This is a genomic window from Rahnella sp. R3(2024), assembly GCF_042920125.1.
Classification (GTDB): domain Bacteria; phylum Pseudomonadota; class Gammaproteobacteria; order Enterobacterales; family Enterobacteriaceae; genus Rahnella; species Rahnella rivi.
Genome location: NZ_JBHGBU010000001.1, coordinates 649884 through 672161, shown reverse-complemented (window position 1 = coordinate 672161; position 22278 = coordinate 649884). Strand labels below are relative to the sequence as shown.

Below are 22278 nucleotides of genomic sequence, written 5' to 3'. Positions count from 1 at the left end.
AATGTTTATTGAAAAACTGAAGTCTGCATGGCCCGGCGAACACATTGCCCGGGTTCGTCGATCACCATGGTTAAGCATGGCTGCGATTAATCGTAACTTAGGCAAACTCATCATCGGTTTGCCGATGACATTGTTGATCATCTATTTAGTGATATTCAGCCGTCCGCGATATATAAGCGAATCTACTGTTGCTATTAAAAGCTCCAATGACATCAGCGGAACGAGTTTAAATGTCGGTCTGCTTCTGGGTGCAGCCAGTCCAAATACTGCTCAGGATGCCATGTATCTGAAGGAGTACATTAATTCTCCTGATATGTTGTCTATTTTGGATAAGCAGCTGAATTTTCACTCTGTATTCGGACAGAGCGGATTAGATTTTTTCTATCATCTTTCAGAAGATGCGAGTAGCGAGAAGTTTCTTAATTATTATCGAGACCGTATCTCGGTCACGTATGACGATAAAGCAGGTTTGTTAACGATCGGAACTCAAGGCTTTACCCCAGAATTCGCTGAAAAATTTAACAAAACAGTGTTGAAAGAATCTGAACGATTCATCAATGAAATCTCGCACAAAATAGCGCGTGACCAACAGCTGTTTGCAGAAAATGAGATGCTCGAGGCAAGGGCACGGTTGAATACAAGTAAGAGCCAATTACTTGCATACCAAAATCAGAACGATATTTTAGATCCTGAAGCACAGGCTGTGGCTGCGGTGACACTGGTTAATACTATGGAAGGCCAGAAAATTCAAATGGAAGCTGAATTACGTAATCTTCTTACTTACTTACGTGAAGATGCTCCACAAGTAATAAGTGCTAAGAATGCCATCTCATCTCTCGGTAATCAGATAACACTTGAGAAAAGTAAAATTACCGCCCCGGATGGCCATAAACTCAATAGTATGGCTGCAGATTTTGAAGAAATTAAGGCAAAGGTTCAGTTCGATACGGATCTGTACAAACTTACGCTAACCTCGATCGAAAAGACCCGCGTCGAAGCGGCGCGAAAACTCAAAGTACTGTCGGTAATCAGTTCGCCGCAATTACCACAAGAAACTAAGTTCCCAAATATACCTTATTTGATTGCCAGTTGGCTGTTGGTTTGCTGTTTGTTATTCGGAACCGCCAAATTATTGCTGGCAATTATCGATGATCATAAAGACTAATATTGCGACGTCAGAATTTATCATTTCTGCCATTAGAGACTGCTTACTGAGCTCGTTATGAAACTATTTAAAAGCGTTTTAATTTTGCTGGCCTGCCAGTTCTCACAGGCATATGCGTTGGGTATTAATGCGGATCCTGCGATGACGGGGGCGGCACCATTACCTACATTTTTGACAGGTCAAACCCAACAAAATAATTCTGATTCGGGTTTCGATAATACGACTTCACCATCGGTACCCGCCGTTATGAGCCGTATGTTTGGTGCACAATTGTTCACTTCCGGAGCGGCTGCAGATAATGGAGCCAGCATCGGTTTCAACCCGAACTACATTATCGGGCTGGGCGATCAGGTGCAGATCCGCCTGTGGGGCGCGTTCAACTTTGATGGCGCGCTGACCGTCGATCCGAAAGGCAATATCTTCCTGCCTAACGTCGGCCCGCTGAAAGTGGCAGGGATTTCGAACAGCCAGCTGAACAGCGTGATCACCACCAAAGTGAAACAGGTTTATCAGGCAAACGTGAATGTGTACGCCTCGCTGTTGCAGGCGCAGCCGGTGAAAGTGTTTGTGACCGGTTATGTCACCAACCCTGGCCTTTACGGCGGCGTAGCCTCTGACTCGCTGCTCTCGTACCTGAGCAAAGCCGGTGGCGTGGATACCGAGCGCGGCAGCTACGTGGATATCGTGGTCAAGCACAACGATCGCGTGCGTTCACGCATCAACCTGTATGACTTCCTGCTCAACGGCGATCTGCGCCTCTCGCAGTTCTCTGATGGCGACACCATCGTGGTCGGGCCGCGTCAGCATACCTTCAGCGTGGATGGCGACGTCTTCAACAGCTATGACTTTGAATTTCGTGACAGCACGATCCCGGTCAGCGAAGCCCTGAGCTGGGCTCGTCCGAAACCGGGCGCGACGCACATGACCATTATCCGCCAGCAGGGCAGCATGAAGCGCAGCGAGTATTACCCCCTGAGCTCGGCACCGGGCCGGTCATTGCAGGACGGCGACAAGCTGATCATCAGTTCGGACCGCTACGCCGGTACGATTCAGGTTCGCATCGAAGGTGCGCATTCCGGCGAGCACGCGGTGGTGCTGCCTTACGGCGCAACCATGAGCCAGCTGTTGCCAAAAATTCGTACTAACAGCATGTCGCAGATTAACGCTATCCAGCTGTACCGCCGTTCTGTCGCCCTGCGTCAGAAAGAGATGCTGGATCTGACATTGCAGAAACTCGAAGAAGCTTCACTTTCCGCGCAGTCTTCGACTCAGGAAGAGGCCCGTCTGCGTACTCAGGAAGCCCAGCTGGTCAGCCGCTTTGTCAATAAAGCGCGTCAGGTGGTGCCGAAAGGCGAAGTGGTGCTCAGCGAAGACAACCTTAATCAGGTGATCCTGGAAGATGGCGACGTCATCAATATTCCGGAGAAAACCTCGCTGGTCATGATCCACGGCGAAGTGCTGTTCCCGAATGCGGTGAGCTGGCAGAAAGGCCTCAGCCCGGAAGATTACATCGAGAAAGTCGGTGGCTTTACCCAAAAATCCGGCAATTCGAAAGTCATCCTGATCAGACAAAACGGCGAAGCGGTGAATGCAGAAGACGTCAAAACACTGCAACCGGGCGACGAGCTGATGGTGCTGCCGAAGTATGAGTCGAAGAACATCGAAGTCACCCGTGGCATTTCGACCATTCTTTACCAGCTGGCCGTGGCCGCGAAAGTGGTGCTGACCCTGTAATGCTGGGGATTTTTTCTGGCGGGATCTTCCGGATCCCGCATCTGACGGCGTTTCTCGGCGAGCCTTGCTGCAAGGTGTCGCTGGTGCGGCCGCTGCCGGATGACATCACGCGGATTGCTGTCTGGGGCTATCGCCCGAGCGGCACCAAAGCGGTGGCGCTGGCAGAGAAAAAAGGCCTGCCGGTGCTGCGCCTCGAAGACGGTTTTATCCGCTCGCTGGGGTTAGGGGTGACCGGATCGCCGCCGCTCTCCATGGTGCTGGACAGCGAAGGCATGTATTACGACGCTTCGCGCCCCAGTTCGCTTGAAGGGCTGATTCATCAGCACGAAGAGAATCAGTTACTGCATGACGATGCGCGCCAGGCGATGCAGATGATCGTCAGCGGTGATTTATCGAAATACAACCAGGCACCGGCGTGCACGCTCACGTCACCGCCGCAGGGTGCGGTGCTGGTGGTGGATCAGACCTTTGGTGATATGGCCGTGGTGTACGGCAACGCCGGGGCGGAACAGTTCGACAGCATGTTACAGGCCGCAATGGCGGAGAACCCGGAAGCGGAGATTTGGGTGAAAATTCATCCGGACGTGCTTCAGGGAAAGAAATCTGGCTATTTCAGCCAGATAGCGCAACTGGCGAAGCAGAACCCGCGCATCAGACTGCTGGCGATGGATGTCAGCCCGCAGTCGCTGCTGCGCCGGGTGAGCCGCGTTTATGTGGTGACGTCGAATTACGGTTTTGAAGCGCTGATGGCCGGTAAGCCGGTCAGCGTATTTGGTCAGCCGTGGTACGCAGGATGGGGGCTGACCGACGACCGCCACGCGCAGTCGGCATCCCTCAGCGTGCGACGCGGCAGTGCCACTCTGGAAGATTTGTTCAGCGCGGCCTGCCTGCGCTACACGCGGTATATCAATCCGGCAGACGGCAAACGCGGCACATTGTTTGACGTCCTCAGCTGGCTGCTGATGCAACGACAGCATCACCAGCAACGCGCAGGACGTTTATGGTCGCCGGGGCTGACGCTGTGGAAGCGCACGATTTTGACGCCGTTTCTGCGCACCACCGGCAACAAGGTGAATTTCAGTAAGCGCTTCGCCGGTGAGTCTGCCTGCGTGGTGTGGGGCATCAAAGGTGAGGCTCGCTGGCAAAGTGCCGCCGTGCAACATCAGCTGCCGCAGTGGCGTATGGAAGACGGTTTTCTGCGATCCGCCGGGCTGGGCTCAGATCTGCATCCGCCGCTTTCGCTGGTGCTGGATAAAACGGGCATCTACTACGATGCCACGCGCCCGAGCGATCTGGAACATCTGCTCAGCCACAGCCACCTGACGGCGTATCAGCAGCAACGCGCCGCCGCGCTGCGTCACCGGCTGGTCGCCAGCAAAGTCAGTAAATATAACCTCGGCGCAGCGTTCACGCTGCCCGCCGACGCAGCCGGAAAGACGGTGATTCTGGTTCCGGGGCAGGTGGAAGATGACGCCTCGATCCTGACCGGCACGCTGTCGGTTTGCACCAACGGCGGGCTGTTACGGGCTGTGCGCGAACGCCATCCGGATGCATACATCATTTATAAACCCCACCCGGATGTTCTGGTGGGGAACCGGCAGGGGCAGATCCCCGCCGAAGATGTCAGCCGCTGGGCAGACAGTCAGGCATTAGACGCCGACATTATTCAATGCATTCAGGCCGCCGACGAGCTGCATACGCTGACCTCGTTGTCGGGATTTGAAGCCTTATTGCACGGGAAAAAAGTGGTGTGTTACGGCATGCCTTTTTATGCCGGATGGGGGCTGACGCAGGATGAATACAGGTGTTCACGCCGTACGCGCCGCCTCACGTTAGACGATGTGGTTTATCAGGCGCTGATTGCCTACCCGTCGTATATCCACCCGCACAGTCGGGAGCCCATTTTAGCGGAGCAGGCGGTTGAACTTCTTGCTGCAACGCAAAGGGCTGAATTGCAGATGATTAAAACTAAAACGGACAATATAGCCCGTTATTACAAGAAAATGCTCATGCTGATCCGGGTCATATTTAACCCGTAGATTCAGTTATTCACTCAAAGTTTGTAGCGTGGACGAAAATGGACAGTAAGGCGCTTACTACATTACTTTCTGGAAAAAAATATCTGCTGTTACAGGGGCCGATGGGGCCTTTCTTCAGCGATCTGGCACAGTGGCTTGAGTCTCTGGGGCGGGAAGCGGTGAACGTCGTTTTCAACGGCGGCGACAGGCGATATTCGCGTAAACGTGAATACCGCTTGTTTCAGCAGACCCCGAAAGAGTTTCCGACCTGGCTGAAAGAGACGTGGCAGGATTACGACTTCGACACCATTGTGTGTTTCGGGGATTGTCGTCCGTTGCATCAGGCAGCTAAGCGTTGGGCACAGGCCAAAGGTGTGCGCTTCCTCGCATTTGAGGAGGGCTATCTGCGCCCGCACTACATCACGCTGGAACAGAACGGCGTGAATGCCTATTCCAGTGTGCCGCGCGAGGCGGAGTTTTACCGCAACCTGCCACCAATGACTATGCCGGACATCGAGCAGCTCAAACCTTCGGCCTGGCAGCGCGTTCGTCATGCGATAACGTACTATCTGGTCGGCTGGGGCGCTCGCCATGATTTCCCGAAATACCGCCATCACAAATCCTTCTCGCCGTGGTATGAGGCGCGCTGCTGGACCCGTGCTGCCTGGCGCAAAAAGGTGTATGCCTTCCGTCAGCGCAATGTGTTGCAGCAACTTCAGACGGACCTGGATCAGCGCTACTTCCTGGCGATTTTGCAGGTCTACAACGATAGCCAGATCCGCAACCACAGCCCGTATAACGACGTGCGCGATTACATCAATGAAGTGATGCATTCCTTCGCCAAGAAAGCGCCGTCGACCGAGTTTCTGGTGATTAAACACCACCCGATGGACAGGGGGCACCGCTTATACGGGCCGCTTATCCGCCAGCTCGGTAAAAAATACGGCATCAATAACCGCGTGATTTACGTCCACGACCTGCCGATGCCTGAACTACTGACCCATTCGAAAGCCGTGGTCACGATTAACAGCACTGCCGGGATATCTGCGCTTATTCATAATAAGCCGCTGAAAGTGATGGGGAGGGCGCTGTATGACATCAAAGGTATTACCTATCAGGGACATCTGAACCAGTTCTGGACCTCTGAATTTAGACCTGATAGTAAACTTTTTAATAAATTCAGAATATATTTACTTATAAATACTCAAATCAATGCAGTAATTTATTGTGCTAACAAACCCCAGCATGTTGCGCATAATAGTATGCCTTATAATTCCATTTTTAAAAAATATGGAATTAGGCGTGGGCTATACTAATGAATAATCTTTTGATGAAAAGAAATTATTTAATACTAGGTTCGCTTGGACGATGATAGTTCTGGAGCTTGTATTTTAAGTTATTTCTAAGGGGAGTAATGTTATTTTTTACTTACATTTTGAAAGATAATCTACTCCCAGTTATCATTATTAACTGTTAAAAGGTTAAAATCTGGTGTCAGAATCAATTATCATACCCATTGTTAGAGGTTAATATAATATTTTTTAGAAAGAATGTTCATTCTAGTAGTAACTGAAGAACGGTGACCATATCTGTAAATATGAGAGATTTGGCCACTCAAATTAAATTTTAGTAGGGGATGGCGATGAGAGTGTTTGTTCAAGGAAGGTAATGAATTTTTCTTTATTTATACATAGCATATTATTTTCATTGGGTTTTATCCAATAACAAGCATAATTTGAGTCCCTCAGTTGTGTCGTTCTAAAGTAACTCACACGATTCCAAGTGGTTGGCATTATTTCGATTAGATATTTTATTTTTTTAGAGAAGACAACATTGTTTATACCCATACCATGTGAACCAACAACTATTTCCGCCTCAGAAAATAAAGATATTTGTTGTTCAATTGTATAATCACCTGGATCACATATGAAATATTCGTTTTCTGCTAAGTAATCATAGAGACAGCTTTCATTTTCCAAACGTCGAACTTTGGCATTTTTTCTAGATACAAATATTTTTTTTGGTTTTTGAATTGCCGGTGACGAGGAAACGGATTTAATTAGTTCATCACATATTTTCGTATAATATATACTAGGTGTATGAAGGTGTCCAAAACTTGGGAAGCTTGTGATTATCAAAGATTCAAATTCCAACCAACAATTTCCTGTCTGGACTATGTCCTTTCTATTGATGCCAATTAGTTCTAATATTTCAATGTAGACCTCAGACATATAAGGAGTGACGAAAGTAAAACCGTCTAAAGAACCATATATTTCTTTAATTGCAGAAATAGCGGGAAGGGATTCTCTATAGAGATGATCTAAATTCTCAAATAAATGCAACCAAACACAAGAACCACATATTTTTATGGATTTTTGATTCTCTACTATCTCTATTTTGTTGTCGTTGAGCGTGATCACACCTTGGTCTACTAAAGCATCCTTAGCTGAGTTGTTAATGAAATTCCATAAGTATCTGTTTTTGAACAATATTGGCCAATATCTTGGGAAGCCCTCGGGTCTGGGTCCAATCGAACAATTTTGAAGCTTACAGATTATGACTTCATGCGTTTCATAAGTAGGTGTGAATATTTTGGATAATTCTTCAATATTATATTCTCCATCATCGATTCCGAAGTTTGGGATTCTTGAAGATGAAATCTTCTTTTTACCGTCAAGTAAGTAGGAGTTGAGATTTTCAAAATAAGCATCTCTAAAATTTCTAATGTCGATTGACTCATAAGTCATGCTTAATTCCATAAGATATATCTCTATCTAAAAAATGATTTGCCAATAAAATTGAAAATTTTATGCCGTGAATCTTGGAAAAATCGCTTAGGATTTTTTGTGAATTTAACAAATTTTTTACGACTGACGGATTTTATTGAAATAGACGGCTCGATAACAATAACTTCTGGAATAGTTTGTTCTTCATTATGAATCGTAACTTCAACTGGCTTATCATTGAGTTTAATCTCAGCCACTTTTTTTACATTGCTTTTCTTAACAACATTTACTTGCTTAACTAACGAAATATAAGAAGGTAACTTCAATTTTCTCTCGAGAGCGAGAATGCCAGATTTATGTACTGAAACTAAACTTTTTTCTAATGTTTTAATAAGGAAAATTTCTAGATTTGAATATTCACTTATTGTAAGGTATTTTCTTATTTTTTTTGAATTTAAATCCGATATAAAATCATCAATTAAACTATAATCGTAAGTAAATCCTTTTTCCCCATAAAAAGCATTTCCCATTTGAATGGGTTTTATACCCAAGAACGCTGCCTCTATTGCGGATTGTGAACATAATGTAATTATGTGATCTGACTGCCTTATCAGATCTGATAAGTTGAATTCCTCTGTAATATATATCCGCGAAGACTTTTCTTCAGGGAGGGTGTTAATATAATTTTGTATTTTTTCAAAAGTTAAAGGAATATGCACATTGTTTTTATGCCGCTCCCAAGGATGTGACTTGAAAACTACAAAATTATTGGTATCCACTAAAAGTTTATCTATTAGTTCAATATAAAAATCAATGGTAGATAAGTATTTTTTCGCTGTACTGATAATTGAGAAGTCATTTACTACTTGCCCTATAATAGTAAAAACTTTTTTATTTTGAGTATCAATCAACTTACCACCATTAGGTTGAGTGACATTTTTATTTCTAGCTAGCAATACTTTATTTATAGCTTTCGTTTTAGTTCTATTAAGATCAAAACCAGTTTCAGATATTATTATATTTTTATAAACATTTTTATTTTTTAGATTTGAGTTGTTAGGTATTGGTTCGTATTTCTCTTCTATATAATATTCATTTCCAGTAAAGAAGTGCTCAAGCACAAGAGGTGTAGTTGGGTGGGTTTTAAGAGTTTCTAGTAATGCTCTGTTATATATTTGAGCGCCAGAAAATACACAAGCATAAGTATGATTTTTATTATTTTCTAGTTTATGATTCCAAAATTCTATCCATGACCAAGCTGCAGCCATATTTAATAATAGAGTAGTGTTGTCAATGTTCCTCATTAGAGATATTAATATGTCATTTTGAACGAATTCTTTTAAATCATTCCTGAAATCGTCATTAGGCAAAAAGAATGATAATGCTTCATCACGGCATATTCTAAATAAATTAATTCCTCTAATGCTAAATTCGAATAATTCCTTATTTGTTAGTTCTTTAAGTTGTTCATAATATACTGACAGTTCAGCAGTGTAATTACTATAGTTACCATATGCCGATACCCAATCGTTCCTCTCTTTTATAAATGTATGAGCGATTTTATGTCTTTCGATAAAATCAAATAAGCTTTTAAAATTTCTGGAATGGAAGTGAATGCTGTCGGGAAACAAAATGCTAATATTTTTCATTTTATAATTCTTTAATTAAGTTTTTATATAAATAAGATGTTTTATTCATGACTTCTTGCCATGACAAAATATTTCTTCGAGTCCCCCACGCGTTTTTAGACATTATCCCATAATTTTCATTGGTGGAAAAATAATCGATTGCGGTTGCATCGCTATCAACATCACCTGTAAGAATTATTCCGTTAATGCCATTTTTTATATAATCATTCGACATGCCAATAGGATTTGAAATTATAGGTGTAGCAGACGAGATAGCTTCAGGGATATTAGCGGGACCACCTTCATATAAACTGGTTACAAGGAGAAAATTAAGTTGCCGATATAAGTCTCCATAACAAAAATAGGGCAATCTTTCAAAGCATAATGTTTCGAATCCAAACTCCGCCGCTTTATAGGCTGTAATGCTTCTGTCCTCTCCAACTACTGTAAATTTATATCTATCAGAGTCAAGCCTCTTAAATAATTCAAGTAAATAAGCTTCTCCTTTAACTTTGCGGCCATATCTCTTTGACAGTATACCAATGTTAATCTTGCCGGATATTATTTTCGGCTCTGCCACGTCATGAAATATCTCTGTATTGTATCCATGAGGAATTAACTCAGTATGCTTGATGCCATTGTCACTTAATATTCTTTGTTGCGTAGTGTTAAGACAAAAAACTGTTTTTGATTCAACATAGCGCTCATGAAACTTGTCGTAGTGGAGCCATTTATCAACATCATTTAAATCGTGGTGGACTGTTACTACAGAGTTTTCTTTTAATTTTTTTTCCAAGTGTGGGCGATGATAATGATATATATCAGCGTTATCTATAGGTTGCGAAGTTTCAATTATTTTAATGTCTTCATGACAATATTTTTTATAATAATTTAATAAATCTGAAAATATACCGCTAGCTATATCTGACGACATTACATGGTTGATTATTATGCTCATACTTGTCTCACTTGTGATTATGCTGTGTTGTTTTTATTCGAACAGCCTTGCTTATCTGTTAATTACATTTTTCAAACTTTATTTTTTAACTCTACTTCTTCAGTATATAAATTTATTGCATCAGAAACGGAATTAAAAAAATACGCATTATTATCATGAGATAAATATATTGCCACATCACAAAATTCTTTTAGAGAATTCAAACTATGAGAAACCATTATAAAACTCGAGTTTTGATGTCGATGTTTAAAGATATCCGAGCATTTTTTTTTAAAACTTGCGTCTCCAACAGCTGTAACCTCATCCACAATATAATAATCGAATTTGAACGCCATGCTGAGACCAAATCCCAAACGAGCTTTCATACCTGAAGAATATGTTTTTATTGGCATGTCAAAATATTTTCCAAGCTCAGAAAATTCTTCAACGTAGGCTACTTTTTCCTGAAGCTCATTTCTTTTTGCATATAATCTGGCAACGAATTTTACATTTTCACGGCCAGTCAAACTTCCTTGAAAGCCACCGGATAAGCCCACAGGCCATGATATAGTCTTATCTGTGGAGATTTTGCCACTATCAGGTCGATCAATACCACCAATCATCCTTAATAGGGTCGATTTACCCGCTCCATTACGGCCAAGCAAAGCAACACTTTTATTACTCGGAATATCAACGTTTAAATTTTTAAAAACGTAATGTCTTCCTTTCGGTGTTGAATAAGACTTTGTCAAATTCTGAATTTTGATCATGATGTAAGCATCGCTTTTTCTCTGCTTCTATATAAAATTAGCCCAGTGAAAAGCACAACCAAGGTACTCATAAATAAATATGTTATGCTTACACCTTCAGCTTCATAGCCCACAACAACTGACTCTCTGCTTAATTCAACAATATGAACAATCGGGTTCCAAAGAAGGTAAGGCCAATAATCTTTTGGAATTGAATGCAGTGGGAACATAATGCAAGATATAAAATATAAAGGCTTTAAGAAAATTGGAAGGAATTTCTCTGTTTCTGGAAACATATCTCCAACTACCATGAATATCATTCCCATTCCACATGACATAACCACTAATAACACCCAAGTTGCAAATAATTTTATTATATTGCTAACGGTGTAATCTTCACCAAGAAGTGCAATGACTACCATTAATATTATATAAACGACTGTATAGATTGCTGTTTCTAAGATGGCCCTTGCGATAATGGTATCTATTGGTTTTACTGGTCTGTAATTAAATAACCCTTGATTTGCTTCAATTGCATTAATCGACCTAGTAGATATGTTTGAAAAAATGAAATAAGGAATGATGCCATTTAGCAAAAACACTGGAAATGAAATTCCAGGCATTGTCCGATGCATTATAAAACCAAAAATTGATAACATTATTATCATATGCGCTGCTGGTTCTAAAAACGCCCAAAAGTAACCTAATTGATATTTGCCAAATCTTGTTTTAAGTTCGCGGAGGAAAAGTGCACTTATTGCAGCTTTTTGAACTTCAAAACCATTTCTTGCCATAATTATCCTATAAAAATCATTAACACAAATCAAAAATTAACTTATATTAATATTATGCTTCTGCGGGTTTTTTATTCAATATTACATCTTGCAAAACTATATCTGGTTTATATTCAAGAATTCATTTCAAGTTACCGTCTCCAGCGCTGCCCACAGGTACCCCAACCGGTACTTACCAAAACGGGTCTTAATCTCTCTTAAAAAAAGCGCTTTAACGGCCGCTTTTTGTACTTCCAAGCCACTACGTGCCATCTGTTTTGTCCAGTTTTTATTCGATTTTCCACGCTACCGCCCCTGGCTTATGGCTACCAATGTGCTGAAATCAGGGTCAGATTGTGGGAAACGGCGTTGTATTTCACCTCAGTGAGGTAGCCGCAGAAGGACTGTCACTTTTCCATAAGTTACTATTGGAGGGGCCATGCCGGAGTGAACGTCCATTGTAAGAATTCTCTTAACTTTCAGTGTTTTATTTCAATGCCTAAATTCACAAAAAAGTAAAGGTTACGACTAAATATTTCAGCAAGTTACAGGTCATATCGCATTCATGTAAAATTGCTTTGGTCTATTAATTTGGCTTTAAACATTCATCACACCTATTGATCTAAGAGCTTTCTGACACATCTAATAAAACTCTTATTTATCAGTCGGCTACTGGTACCGGTTTCAGGACTAATTAGTTCTGAATTAGTTTATGTGGAAACTATTCATATAAGTTATTATTCAAAGTTCTTACAAAAAACGTTATGAGTCAGGGATTTCAGTGCAAAACGAGGTATCGGGAGGGGAGGGGAGGGGGATGAAAATAGAAAAGGCCAGTCGCTTACGCCACTGGCCATATTTTTTGCATTGATCCGATGATTAGCCGCAGCCTTAATCAGGCTGCGGTTACCGAGTCCTGATTACTCGATATTAGATTCGATGAACCACAGGAATTTATCCAAATCGCGTGATGCGGCGGTAAAGATATCTGCGGTGTCTTCGTCTTCCACTTCGCCGATGGCTTTACGCGTGTCGTTGGCGACAACGGCAAAACGATCTGCCAGCGCTTTCAGGTGTTCCTGCACGGTATGGATGTTAGTCGGGTAGCTTTTCAGTGGGGTTTTATCGTTAACCACTTGCACGGTACCCAGCGCAACGCCACCTAACTGCACCACACGTTCTGCGATGGTGTCCTGGTGATCGATAACTGCGGTACGGAATCCATCAAGCATTTCGTGCACGGCGATGAAGTTTGCGCCACGCATGTTCCAGTGTGCCTGCTTGATGATCAGCGACAGATCGATGTATTCCGCCACCAGGCGGTTCAGCACTTTGATGGTGCTCAGTTTAACGTTTTCATCTAAATCGTTGCGTGTATAGATAAGTTCAGAAGATTTCGTTTTGACCAGTTTAGCGGTACTCATATTTATATCTCCTTGTTAGATTTACTTATTAGTTAATGCATATATCTCGTAACTGGATCCAGTATAGCAATAAATTTCAGTTTTGCAGGAAAGTCGTTCCTATCGTTCCGATAGCGTGTGCCATATATTGCCTGCCAGACGATGTTTATTAATTTATCATGTTGATTTTTAAGGTGGATAGGAATGTTCCTGAATTCACGTAAATAGTGGGTCAACCGGGATGTTGAATTATTCCTGAATGTAACATGACATGTTGTGTCTATATTTATGACAGCAAAAACAGAGAATGATAAATATTCTCGCCTGAGAATGATTGCCAATTTAACACTATTTTCCGGTGAGAATAATCAACGGGGGAAATATTTCCCGCCGTTGATTATTAAGAGGTTTCACTGCCTGCTGAATACGCGTTTCACAGCGTCAGCGCACCGCTGTACAGCACGGCACCGGTCGGTTGCCCGGTAGGAGAGCCGCCGCGTGGTTCAACACTGATCGCAAGCGTGTAACCCGGATCCGGCATTTTTGCCGCCAGCGCCAGCTGAGTGGGTTGCCGGGTATTGAGTAAGCCCAGCGAACGCGGTTTGCCGCCCGGCGGGATGGCCCAGAGTTCCAGGCTGCGGTCATCCGCCACGCGCTGCGCATTGAGCGGGGTCAGCATCAGGCTGCGCGTGCTGGCATCCGCGCTCACCACCCATTGCCCGCCGGGAGCGCCTTCACTGCTGGCGAGGATCGCCACCGGCATAGGCACGCCCGGTTGTACCAGCAGACGCGGGATCAGCAGCAGTGCCGCCAGCCCGGCGGCCAGTGCCCAGCCAAGATAACCGCGCAGCGGCGTTTTGGCGGGAGCGGTGCGTTTTGCAGGTTGCAGCGCAAGGTTATGCTGAATGCGCTTCCACACCGAAGCGGGTGGGATCACCGGGATGATCTGGTTATCCAGTTGTGTGAAGGCTTCCTGCCAGCGCGCCACTTCGGCCGCCAGTTCAGGGTCTTCCCGCATTTTTTGCTCGAATTGAATTTTTGCTGCGCCGCGCAACGTGCCGAGCGCATATTCAGCGGCGAGGGCAGCATGATAATGGCTTCTGCTTTTCATAGTCCCACGCAGCTCTTTAAGTGATCCAGGGCGCGACGGATCCAGCTTTTTATCGTCCCCAGAGGTTGTTGTAGATGAGATGAAACCTCGCCGTGAGACAGACCCTGATAATAGGCAAGGATCAGGCTTTGTCGTTGTTCGGCGGGAAGGTGCGCCAGACAGTTCGCCAGCACTTTGGCATCGCTGTCTTGTTGCAATCTTTGCAGGGGTTCATCACTTTCTTCGACGTAACGGTCCGCCACGCTGTCGTCCAGTTCGTCTGTCTGGTTATCGCTGCCACGCATCCAGTCGATGGCGCGGTTGCGGACAATGTGGGTGAGCCAGGTCATCGGGGAACTGAGGGCGGGGTTATAAGACGCCGCCCGGTTCCACGCGGTGATGTAGCTGTCGTGCAAAACTTCCTCTGCCCAGGCGTGTCGTCGCAACATGCGTAATGCCACGGCAAAAAGTCTCGGGGAAGTCAGACGGTAGAGTTGCTCGAATGCCTGACGGTCGCCACTGGCCATGGCGCTCATCAGTTCACGCTGAACTTCCAGCGCTTTCTCTGGTGTCGTATTTTTCAATAAAGGGTCATGCATTCGCCCATCCTGACTTTCTGAGATACTGTTTCATAAGGAAATCCAGCTCTCAGTATAGTCCCCAAAATAATTCGTGTTGCAGCGCTTGGGCAGAAGCTGATCACAGCGTTCTGCGGACGCCTCTGCAACGCGAAGTATGAAGGGGCAGCCGGTATTATTTAGGCATCAGTACGGTATCGACCACGTCGATTACACCGTTTTTCTGTTGAACGTCATAGGTACTGATATTGGCGATATTCCCTTTGCCGTCTTTCAGCTGAATATTGTGCGGGCCGTTGTTGAGGATCCACAGTGGCTGGCCGTTAACGGTTTTCAGTTCCGCGGTGCCGTTCCCTTTTTTCAGCAGTTTTTCCAGATCTTTCATTTCATATTTACCGGCCACCACGTGGTAGGTGAGGATGCTGGTGAGTGTGGCTTTGTTTTCAGGTTTCACCAGATTCTCGACGGTGCCCGCCGGCAATTTAGCAAACGCGGCATTGGTCGGGGCAAACACGGTGAACGGACCTTTACCCTGCAACGTATCCACCAGGCCGGCAGCTTTCACGGCGGCAACCAGCGTGGTGTGGTCTTTGGAGTTCAGGGCATTCTCTACGATATTTTTGGACGGATACATTTCAGCGCCACCCACCATGGTGGTGTTTTGAGACATCATTGCAGCCATTGACGCGGTGCTCAGCAGCAGCGAAGCACAGATAGCGGTACGGATTAATGTTTTCATGATGTAGTCCTTCGTAAGTTGAGTAGGTAAGGTCTTGCCTCACATCTATACATACGAACGACACCCCGCTTTTGGATGCAGGAAAAGATGAAAAAAAGTGAAATAAATGAACGTTATTTTCAACACATTGATTATCAATAAAAAACCACGCACATTGGCGTGGTTTTTTATTGGAATAACGCAGAGATTATTTCCCCGACGGATTATTTCCGGGCACATCCACCGTTTCGATTTTGGTTTTACGCTGGATCGTCAGCGTTGAACCGGCAGAAGCCGCGATAATCGCCGCCAGCCCCAGCCACTGTAACGCCGTCAGGAACTCGCCCAGGAAGATAATCCCGGAAAGCGCGGCCATGGCCGGTTCCATGCTCATCAGCGTGCCGAAGGTTTTGGCGGGCAGCTTGGTCAGCGCCATCATTTCCAGCGAATAAGGGATGGCAGAGGTGAGCAGGGCGATCAGCAAGCCGAGCGGCAAGATTTCCCAGCTGAAAATAGAGGTGTGCGCCTGCGCGATGCCAATCGGGAAGAAGATCAGGGCGGCGATAACCGAGCCCATCGCGGCCGTCCCCGGCCCGTAGCTGCTGCCTGCACGCTGCCCGGCAAGAATATAGACAGCCCAGCAGGCACCGGCGATCAGCGCAAAGCACGCCCCTTTGAGATCAACGCCACCGGCACTTTGTCCGAGCGGCAGCAAAAACAGTAATCCGGTCACGGCCAGCGCCACCCAGACAAAATCCACCGGGCGGCGGGAAGAGAACATCGCCACCGCCAGCGGCCCGGTGAACTCGAGCGCAACGGCAATCCCGAGCGGCACGGTGCGCAGCGCCAGATAGAAGCTGTAGTTCATACAACCCAGCGCAAGCCCGTACATCAGCAGTGCGCGAAAATTACCGCCGCGCATTTTAAAGCGCCACGGTCGGAAATAGATCAGCAGCAGAATGGAACCCAGCCCGAGACGCAGCGCCGTTACGCCCTGCGGGCCGACGACCGGGAACAGCGTTTTCGCCAGTGACGCGCCGCCCTGTAAGGAAAGCATGGCGATGAGCAGCAGCAGGATGGCGACCAGAGGTGAGGCTTTCTTAGGTAATGCCGGCACCGGCGGGCTGTTGTTGTGTTCTTCTGCGGGCACGGCGGCCTGCATTTTTTTTCCTGACTGTGTCATCCATAGCGCCTTAGGAGGTGATCCGTTTTAACGATTATCTTGGGATTTATAGTTTTGAAAAGAAAGGTAAAGCACCGTCAGTGTAGAGGGAAATGAGGGAAGAAAAAATCAGTGAAAAAAATTTTTTTCGGCAGCGGATTTTCCGAAAAAAAATTTAAAAAGCCGAAAATGTTGCGAAAAAATGTCGATTTTTCGTCCAAAACTTTAGGAATTATCTGCTAATCTTAAAAAGTTCAATAAGTTTTTCTTATAGTTTTAGTGACGAAAATCACAGTAAAATTAATAAGATATAGCGTGTTGGAAACTTTATGTTACACGATAGAGTCCTTTGGACATCTATATTCAGGCAGAGTTTCACGCTGGTTTTTGTTATATTTTCAAACGTGAAGGTTACTTTGGTTTCCCATTTTGAGGTGGTTTATGAAAAAAATTGCATGTCTTTCCGCATTAGCTTGCGTAGTAGCACTGGGCGTTTCAACAAGCGCATTCGCTGACACCAGCACCGTAACCGCTGGTTACGCTCAGGGTGATATGCAAGGCGTTGCTAACAAAGCAAACGGCTTCAACTTGAAATACCGTTGGGAACAAGATAACAACCCACTGGGCGTTATCGGTTCTTTCACCTACATTGAAGACGACAGCACTCCGTCTTCTGGTGACTACCGTAAAGCACAATACTACGGTCTGACTGCGGGTCCTGCTTACCGTCTGGCTGACTGGGTTTCCATCTACGGTGTTGTAGGTGTGGGCTACGGTAAATTCCAGCAGAACGACAACGCAGCATCTACTGCAAACCGTCAGAAATTTGACAACAGCGACTACGGCGTATCTTACGGCGCTGGTCTGCAGTTCAACCCAATCCAGAACGTTGCTCTGGACGTTTCTTACGAACAGTCCCGTATCCGCAGTGTTGATGTTGGCACCTGGATCGCTGGCGTAGGTTACAGCTTCTAATTCTTCGCCGCAGCGTAACGCTTTGCCGTTACCCTCCCGCGAAAACAAAAACCGCTCATTGAGCGGTTTTTTTATGCCTTTTTTCCAGCCGGGGTGAGGGCGTTTATTGAGACTTAAATCCCGCTAAACCAGTTGTAGCCCTGATCTTCCCAGTATCCGCCCGGATATTCATTGGTGACAAAAATCGCGCCGATGTGTTTGGCATTTTTAAAGCCCAGTTTGGTCGGCATGCGCAGGCGTAACGGGTAACCGAAATCCGGCGGCAGCGGTTTACCGCCAAAATCCAGAGCCAGAATGGTCTGCGGATGCAGCGCCGTCGCCATATCAATGCTGGAATAGTAGCGGTCATCGCATTTAAACCCGACATATTTGGCGGTGAGATCCGCCCCGATATGTTGCAGGAAGGTTTTCAGCGGCACGCCTTTCCACTGGCCGATGGCGCTCCAGCCTTCAATGCAAATCAGACGGGTGATCTGGCTTTCCTGCGGCAGGCGCTGCAATTGTTCCAGCGTCCACGGCGCTTTTTTCTGCACCAGTCCGGAGACTTCCAGCCGGTAATTGGGGATGTCTATCTCCGGAACGTTGTATTCCGGATAAAAAGCATTGAAGCGGAACGGCGTGGTTATCTGATCTTCGCGGTAGGTTTGCGCCAGTTTCTGACCGCTGAACAGCCAGCCCTGAACCCGATCGTTCCAGCGCGACATCGCCCACAGCACTTTGTCGACCTGATCGCCGTCCTGCAAATTACAGCCGGTCAGCATCGATACCGCGCCCAGCGTCAGGCCGGAACGCAGCAACAGACGGCGCTGAATATTCACCAGCTGTTTGCGCTGGTCGGGCTCAACAATGATTTTTGGCCGGTCTGATTTTTCACTCATCCGTGTTCTCCTGCGTACTGATTTTTTTGCCACCGGTGATCATGGCAACGAACGTTTTCGGCACCAGCAACACCATCACCACGTGAACCACCACGAACAGCATCACGCCGCTCATGGCAAAGAAATGGACATAACGGGCGATATCAAAACCGCCAAACAGCCACACCAGGCCGCTGAACTGAACCGGTTTCCAGATAGACAACCCTGAGAGCACCAGCAGCAGGCCGAGCAGCAGCACGCCGACGTACATCAGCTTTTGCACCGCGTTGTACTGGCCGAGTTTGTGCGGCAGCCTGAACGTCACGGCACGGACCGTATCCCGCCAGACAGAACGTGGGCTGAACGGGAAAAAGTCACGCCTGAAATGGCCGGTGAACAGCCCCCACAGCACATAAAACAGGGCGTTGGCCGCCATCAGCCACATCACCGCCAGATGCCAGGCAATGTTGCCACCCAGCCAGCCGCCGAGGGTGGTGCTTTGCGGAAAGGTAAAAGAAAAAATCGGGTCGGCGTTATAAATTCCCCAGCCGCTCATCACCATGCCGATCATCGCGAAAAGATTAATCCAGTGGCACAGGCGAACCGGCCAGGGATGAATACGCTTTTTTTTCGGCAAAGAGGGCGGCGGGGAGGCACTTTGTGCAGAGGAGGTACGCAGCGGGGAGGGTTGAGATTTCACGGATAAACTCCTGCGTAATGAGAAACTGCGCAACATGAATGAGGGAGGATTCACCCTGCGCAGTTCTTCAAAAACAACTTACTCCGGCTGACAGACACGGCCCGCCGGAGCAGCGTGCTAAAGGGTTACATCGGCGGTGCGACGCCATCTTTACCGGCGGCGATACCACGGGCAACCAGTGCGCCTTTATCGTCTTTCATCGCAAACAGTACGATTTTAGTCCCAGGTTTCAGCAGGCTGCGGTCGCCCGGCGCCAGCAGAACCACCGGCACATCGTCAGGCACTACAACCGTTTTTTCTGCGTCATGATATTTCACGGTCAGCGTGCGGCCATTGGTGTTCACCAGTTTGCCGACGGTACCGTTAGTCATGGTATTGATTTTGCCATCGGCGGATTCAAACGGGTTGAACCCTTCGCCGCTGCCGCGCAGGCTTGGCGCGAAGACGTGCACTTCCAGCGCTTTCAGGGTGCCGTTGGCCTGTGGAACGGCCGCGGTACCGATGAAGCTGTCCGCTTTGATGTCGCTGATCTGGCCTTTCGTCACCGCGTTGATTTTGGTCTGATCGGTCAGTTTAACGTCCAGCTTATCGCCCTGACGGGTGGTGATCTGCATGGAGGAATCATTAACGGATTCAATGGTTCCGCGCGTAGGTTTGATGACGTTGTCCGCAGCAAAGGCAGATGTCATGCCGCTGCACATCAGCAATGAACCGAGTAACAGACCGGCCAGACGTGTTGGTGTGTTCATGTTTAACTCTCCAGTTTCTTACGTATTTTCATTCAGGTAGAGGTATCACTGCACGAGGCAGTGAGGAATGACTTCATTAAGAGTGGACGATAAACCGGGATTGGCAGATGACAAGTTGATGACAAAATTGTCATCAAAGGTGTCTGACGAAACTGATAAACTTCCCAGGAATCATTCTTTGGGTGAATGGTCATGCGGCGCTGAGGGCCTGAATGCGGATACTGGTGATAGAAGATGATGTCAGCACAGGCGATTACCTGAAAAAAGGGCTGACCGAAGCGGGTTACAGCGTGGATCTGGCGCGTAACGGCGCAGACGGGCTGTTTCTGGCGCTCGAGGACGGTTACGACGCGGTGATCCTTGACGTCATGCTGCCGGGGCTTGATGGCTGGCAGGTGATGGAAGTGCTGCGTAAAAAAAGCGACGTGCCGGTGCTGTTCCTGACCGCACGCGACGAAGTGCAGGATCGTATTCACGGTCTGGAGTTGGGCGCAGACGATTACCTCATCAAACCTTTCTCCTTCACCGAACTGGTGCTGCGTATTCGCACGCTGCTGCGCCGTCCCGCCGCCCGTGAGCCGGATATCTACAGCGTCGCCGATCTCAATCTCGATCTGCTTCGCCGTCGCGTCACCCGTCAGGATCAGACCATCGCGCTGACCAACAAAGAATTTATGCTGCTGCATTTGCTGATGCGCCGCGAAGGCGAAGTGCTGTCGCGCACCATGATCGCGTCTCAGGTGTGGGATATGAATTTTGACAGCGACACCAACGTGGTGGATGTGGCCATCAAACGCCTGCGCGCCAAAATCGACCGCGCCTTTGAGGTCAAACTGATCCATACCGTGCGCGGCATCGGCTATGTCTGCGAAGTGCGCCATGACTGAATTTGCTGCGAAATCAACACCACAACGCGCGATGTCCCTGACGCTGCGGGCCACGCTGCTGTTTGCACTGTTAGCCTCTCTGGTGGTGAGCGCCGTCGGGGTGTACCTCTATTATTCGCTGGAAAAAGAGCTGGTGCGCCGCGCCGATTATCAGGTCAGCGGCCGCGTGCAGTATTTCCGTCATTTGCTGGCGAGCGAATTTCCGCTGTCACAGCTCAGCCACAACCCCGGCCTGTTCGAAAATATGCTCGGCAACGAGCGCGATATTCTGACCTTCCGCCTCAGCGGGCAGCCTGCGCTGATTAACGTCAATCCCTCGCGTTTACAGTTACCGGCAGTGGCACCGGTGCCGGACGGCCAGCCGTTAACCCTTGGCACCGTGCATAGCCTCTCTGCGCCCGACGGCACGCCGGTGCGCTTTGCCCGTGCCGCCGTCAGAATGCAGGATGGCAGCACGGTGGAGATCACCGCGGCGCACTTTATGACCGGCGAAGCGCGGATGCTGTCAACGTTCCGCTGGCAGATAACCGGCGCAGTGCTGTTTGCCTATTTTCTGATTGCCGCGCTGGGCTATGGCGTCATCCGCCGGGGGCTGCGCCCGCTGCGGCAGATGGCGCAGGAGGCAACGAAAATTCATCCGGCCAGTTTATCCACCCGTCTGAGCAGTGAAAATGCGCCGCAGGAATTGCAGCAGTTGATCTATTCCTTTAACGACATGCTGGAAAGGCTGGCGGAAGGTTATCAGCGTCTGACGCAGTTCTCCGCCGATCTGGCGCATGAGATCCGCACGCCGGTGGGCGCGCTGATGGGGCATTGTCAGGTGGCGCTGTATCAGCCGCGCAGCACCGAGGAATATGAAACGCTGCTGGCGAACAACATGGAAGAACTGGAGCGTATTTCGCGCATGGTGGAAAACATCCTGTTCCTGGCGCGCGCCACCGATGCGCGTTCGGTGCTGACCCTCACCAGTATTGATGTGTCGGCGGAAATGACCCGTATTCAGGAGTATTTCGAAGGACTGGCGGAAGAGCGCGAGATGACGTTGCACAGCGCAGGGGAGGGGATTGTTTACGCCGATGCCATTTTGTTCCAGCGTGCGCTCAGTAATCTTGTCGCCAATGCCGTGCGCTATGCGCATCAGGGAACGGCAATCTGCGTGCGCGCAGAGTCTCATGGGAAAGGCATGGATATCCATGTGATAAGCCAGGGTGACCCGATCCCGCCTGAAAAACTCGGCAAACTGTTTGACCGTTTCTATCGCGCCGATGCTTCGCGCAGCGAAGGCGGCAGCTCCAGCGGGCTGGGGTTGTCCATCGTGCAGGCCATTATGGCGCTGCATCAGGGCAGCGTTCGGGTGGTGAGTTCCGCGCAGGGGGAAACCCGCTTCACGCTCACTTTCCCGCGCGAAGAGCACAAGCTTTCTCAGTAG

At 47.6% G+C, this 22278-nt stretch carries 20 protein-coding genes; 7 read left to right on the top strand and 13 right to left on the bottom strand.

Annotated features, from left to right (window positions below):
- The first annotated feature begins 1 nt into the window (after position 1).
- The 4 genes from ABSH60_RS02945 to ABSH60_RS02930 are packed head-to-tail and all read left to right on the top strand — an operon-like array spanning position 2 to position 6233.
- A complete protein-coding gene (locus ABSH60_RS02945) occupies positions 2–1165 on the top strand; it encodes a capsule biosynthesis protein (protein WP_390972621.1) in 1164 nt (387 codons plus the stop codon).
- Between the two features lie 57 nt (positions 1166–1222).
- Complete coding sequence (locus ABSH60_RS02940) at positions 1223–2899, top strand: polysaccharide biosynthesis/export family protein (RefSeq protein ID WP_390972619.1); 1677 nt, start codon at positions 1223–1225, stop codon at positions 2897–2899.
- Positions 2899–4938: a capsular polysaccharide biosynthesis protein gene (locus ABSH60_RS02935; RefSeq protein WP_390972617.1), complete on the top strand. Its 2040-nt coding sequence runs from the start codon at positions 2899–2901 to the stop codon at positions 4936–4938. The genes ABSH60_RS02940 and ABSH60_RS02935 overlap by 1 nt, the downstream gene beginning before the upstream one ends.
- Before the next feature lie 38 nt (positions 4939–4976).
- On the top strand, positions 4977–6233 hold the full coding sequence (locus ABSH60_RS02930) for a capsular biosynthesis protein (RefSeq protein WP_183847707.1): 1257 nt from the start codon (positions 4977–4979) through the stop codon (positions 6231–6233).
- A gap of 303 nt (positions 6234–6536) precedes the next feature.
- Here ABSH60_RS02930 and ABSH60_RS02925 read toward each other — a convergent pair whose 3' ends face one another.
- The 10 genes from ABSH60_RS02925 to rhtA all read right to left on the bottom strand — a co-directional run bounded on the left by ABSH60_RS02925 (position 6537) and on the right by rhtA (position 16636).
- Positions 6537–7664 carry a glycosyltransferase family 61 protein gene (locus ABSH60_RS02925; protein ID WP_260307286.1) on the bottom strand — a complete coding sequence of 376 codons (1128 nt, stop codon included), beginning with the start codon at positions 7662–7664 and terminating at the stop codon, positions 6537–6539.
- Between the two features lie 23 nt (positions 7665–7687).
- On the bottom strand, positions 7688–9292 hold the full coding sequence (locus ABSH60_RS02920) for a capsular biosynthesis protein (RefSeq protein ID WP_390972615.1): 1605 nt from the start codon (positions 9290–9292) through the stop codon (positions 7688–7690).
- A gap of 1 nt (position 9293) precedes the next feature.
- Positions 9294–10229 carry a glycosyltransferase gene (locus ABSH60_RS02915; protein ID WP_390972613.1) on the bottom strand — a complete coding sequence of 312 codons (936 nt, stop codon included), beginning with the start codon at positions 10227–10229 and terminating at the stop codon, positions 9294–9296.
- Positions 10230–10300: 71 nt separating this feature from the next.
- On the bottom strand, positions 10301–10978 hold the full coding sequence (locus tag ABSH60_RS02910; protein WP_183847699.1) for an ABC transporter ATP-binding protein: 678 nt from the start codon (positions 10976–10978) through the stop codon (positions 10301–10303).
- Positions 10975–11751 carry an ABC transporter permease gene (locus tag ABSH60_RS02905; RefSeq protein WP_390972611.1) on the bottom strand — a complete coding sequence of 259 codons (777 nt, stop codon included), beginning with the start codon at positions 11749–11751 and terminating at the stop codon, positions 10975–10977. The genes ABSH60_RS02910 and ABSH60_RS02905 overlap by 4 nt, the downstream gene beginning before the upstream one ends.
- Positions 11752–12650: 899 nt before the next feature.
- A complete protein-coding gene (dps, locus tag ABSH60_RS02900) occupies positions 12651–13154 on the bottom strand; it encodes a DNA starvation/stationary phase protection protein Dps (protein WP_056769114.1) in 504 nt (167 codons plus the stop codon).
- 412 nt (positions 13155–13566) lie between these two features.
- Positions 13567–14244 carry an anti-sigma factor domain-containing protein gene (locus tag ABSH60_RS02895; RefSeq protein WP_390972609.1) on the bottom strand — a complete coding sequence of 226 codons (678 nt, stop codon included), beginning with the start codon at positions 14242–14244 and terminating at the stop codon, positions 13567–13569.
- A complete protein-coding gene (locus tag ABSH60_RS02890) occupies positions 14241–14822 on the bottom strand; it encodes an RNA polymerase sigma factor (protein WP_056769116.1) in 582 nt (193 codons plus the stop codon). Before ABSH60_RS02890 ends, ABSH60_RS02895 begins: the two co-directional genes overlap by 4 nt.
- A gap of 154 nt (positions 14823–14976) precedes the next feature.
- Complete coding sequence (locus tag ABSH60_RS02885; RefSeq protein WP_056769118.1) at positions 14977–15540, bottom strand: fasciclin domain-containing protein; 564 nt, start codon at positions 15538–15540, stop codon at positions 14977–14979.
- Between the two features lie 187 nt (positions 15541–15727).
- A complete protein-coding gene (gene rhtA / locus ABSH60_RS02880; RefSeq protein ID WP_390975664.1) occupies positions 15728–16636 on the bottom strand; it encodes a threonine/homoserine exporter RhtA in 909 nt (302 codons plus the stop codon).
- A 486-nt stretch (positions 16637–17122) separates the two neighbouring features.
- Between rhtA and ompX the strand changes: the two genes are divergently transcribed.
- Complete coding sequence (gene ompX / locus ABSH60_RS02875) at positions 17123–17656, top strand: outer membrane protein OmpX (protein WP_056769121.1); 534 nt, start codon at positions 17123–17125, stop codon at positions 17654–17656.
- A 113-nt stretch (positions 17657–17769) separates the two neighbouring features.
- Here ompX and ABSH60_RS02870 read toward each other — a convergent pair whose 3' ends face one another.
- The 3 genes from ABSH60_RS02870 to ABSH60_RS02860 form a co-directional block, all read right to left on the bottom strand.
- Complete coding sequence (locus ABSH60_RS02870; protein ID WP_056769123.1) at positions 17770–18534, bottom strand: molybdopterin-dependent oxidoreductase; 765 nt, start codon at positions 18532–18534, stop codon at positions 17770–17772.
- Complete coding sequence (locus ABSH60_RS02865; protein ID WP_082465684.1) at positions 18527–19192, bottom strand: cytochrome b/b6 domain-containing protein; 666 nt, start codon at positions 19190–19192, stop codon at positions 18527–18529. The genes ABSH60_RS02870 and ABSH60_RS02865 overlap by 8 nt, the downstream gene beginning before the upstream one ends.
- Positions 19193–19338: 146 nt before the next feature.
- Positions 19339–19962 (bottom strand): hypothetical protein, encoded by a 624-nt coding sequence (locus tag ABSH60_RS02860; RefSeq protein ID WP_056769125.1) that lies wholly within the window; start codon positions 19960–19962, stop codon positions 19339–19341.
- 212 nt (positions 19963–20174) lie between these two features.
- Here ABSH60_RS02860 and ABSH60_RS02855 point away from each other — a divergent pair, with 212 nt between their 5' ends.
- Together ABSH60_RS02855 and ABSH60_RS02850 are read left to right on the top strand one after the other, a co-directional pair.
- Positions 20175–20849, top strand: a complete 675-nt coding sequence (locus tag ABSH60_RS02855) for a heavy metal response regulator transcription factor (RefSeq protein WP_056769126.1) — start codon at positions 20175–20177, stop codon at positions 20847–20849.
- A complete protein-coding gene (locus ABSH60_RS02850; protein WP_390972605.1) occupies positions 20842–22278 on the top strand; it encodes a heavy metal sensor histidine kinase in 1437 nt (478 codons plus the stop codon). The genes ABSH60_RS02855 and ABSH60_RS02850 overlap by 8 nt, the downstream gene beginning before the upstream one ends.

Bases quoted from the DNA above. Each gene is read 5' to 3' on its own strand.
- ABSH60_RS02925 (WP_260307286.1), bottom strand. From the start codon at position 7,664: ATGACTTATGAGTCAATCGACATTAGAAATTTTAGAGATGCTTATTTT.
- ABSH60_RS02915 (WP_390972613.1), bottom strand. From the start codon at position 10,229: ATGAGCATAATAATCAACCATGTAATGTCGTCAGATATAGCTAGCGGT.
- ABSH60_RS02860 (WP_056769125.1), bottom strand. From the start codon at position 19,962: ATGAACACACCAACACGTCTGGCCGGTCTGTTACTCGGTTCATTGCTG.
- ABSH60_RS02895 (WP_390972609.1), bottom strand. From the start codon at position 14,244: ATGAAAAGCAGAAGCCATTATCATGCTGCCCTCGCCGCTGAATATGCG.
- ompX (WP_056769121.1), top strand. From the start codon at position 17,123: ATGAAAAAAATTGCATGTCTTTCCGCATTAGCTTGCGTAGTAGCACTG.
- ABSH60_RS02940 (WP_390972619.1), top strand. From the start codon at position 1,223: ATGAAACTATTTAAAAGCGTTTTAATTTTGCTGGCCTGCCAGTTCTCA.
- ABSH60_RS02920 (WP_390972615.1), bottom strand. From the start codon at position 9,292: ATGAAAAATATTAGCATTTTGTTTCCCGACAGCATTCACTTCCATTCC.
- ABSH60_RS02930 (WP_183847707.1), top strand. From the start codon at position 4,977: ATGGACAGTAAGGCGCTTACTACATTACTTTCTGGAAAAAAATATCTG.
- ABSH60_RS02945 (WP_390972621.1), top strand. From the start codon at position 2: ATGTTTATTGAAAAACTGAAGTCTGCATGGCCCGGCGAACACATTGCC.
- ABSH60_RS02910 (WP_183847699.1), bottom strand. From the start codon at position 10,978: ATGATCAAAATTCAGAATTTGACAAAGTCTTATTCAACACCGAAAGGA.
- ABSH60_RS02905 (WP_390972611.1), bottom strand. From the start codon at position 11,751: ATGGCAAGAAATGGTTTTGAAGTTCAAAAAGCTGCAATAAGTGCACTT.
- ABSH60_RS02885 (WP_056769118.1), bottom strand. From the start codon at position 15,540: ATGAAAACATTAATCCGTACCGCTATCTGTGCTTCGCTGCTGCTGAGC.
- ABSH60_RS02935 (WP_390972617.1), top strand. From the start codon at position 2,899: ATGCTGGGGATTTTTTCTGGCGGGATCTTCCGGATCCCGCATCTGACG.
- ABSH60_RS02850 (WP_390972605.1), top strand. From the start codon at position 20,842: ATGACTGAATTTGCTGCGAAATCAACACCACAACGCGCGATGTCCCTG.
- ABSH60_RS02890 (WP_056769116.1), bottom strand. From the start codon at position 14,822: ATGCATGACCCTTTATTGAAAAATACGACACCAGAGAAAGCGCTGGAA.
- dps (WP_056769114.1), bottom strand. From the start codon at position 13,154: ATGAGTACCGCTAAACTGGTCAAAACGAAATCTTCTGAACTTATCTAT.
- ABSH60_RS02855 (WP_056769126.1), top strand. From the start codon at position 20,175: ATGCGGATACTGGTGATAGAAGATGATGTCAGCACAGGCGATTACCTG.
- ABSH60_RS02870 (WP_056769123.1), bottom strand. From the start codon at position 18,534: ATGAGTGAAAAATCAGACCGGCCAAAAATCATTGTTGAGCCCGACCAG.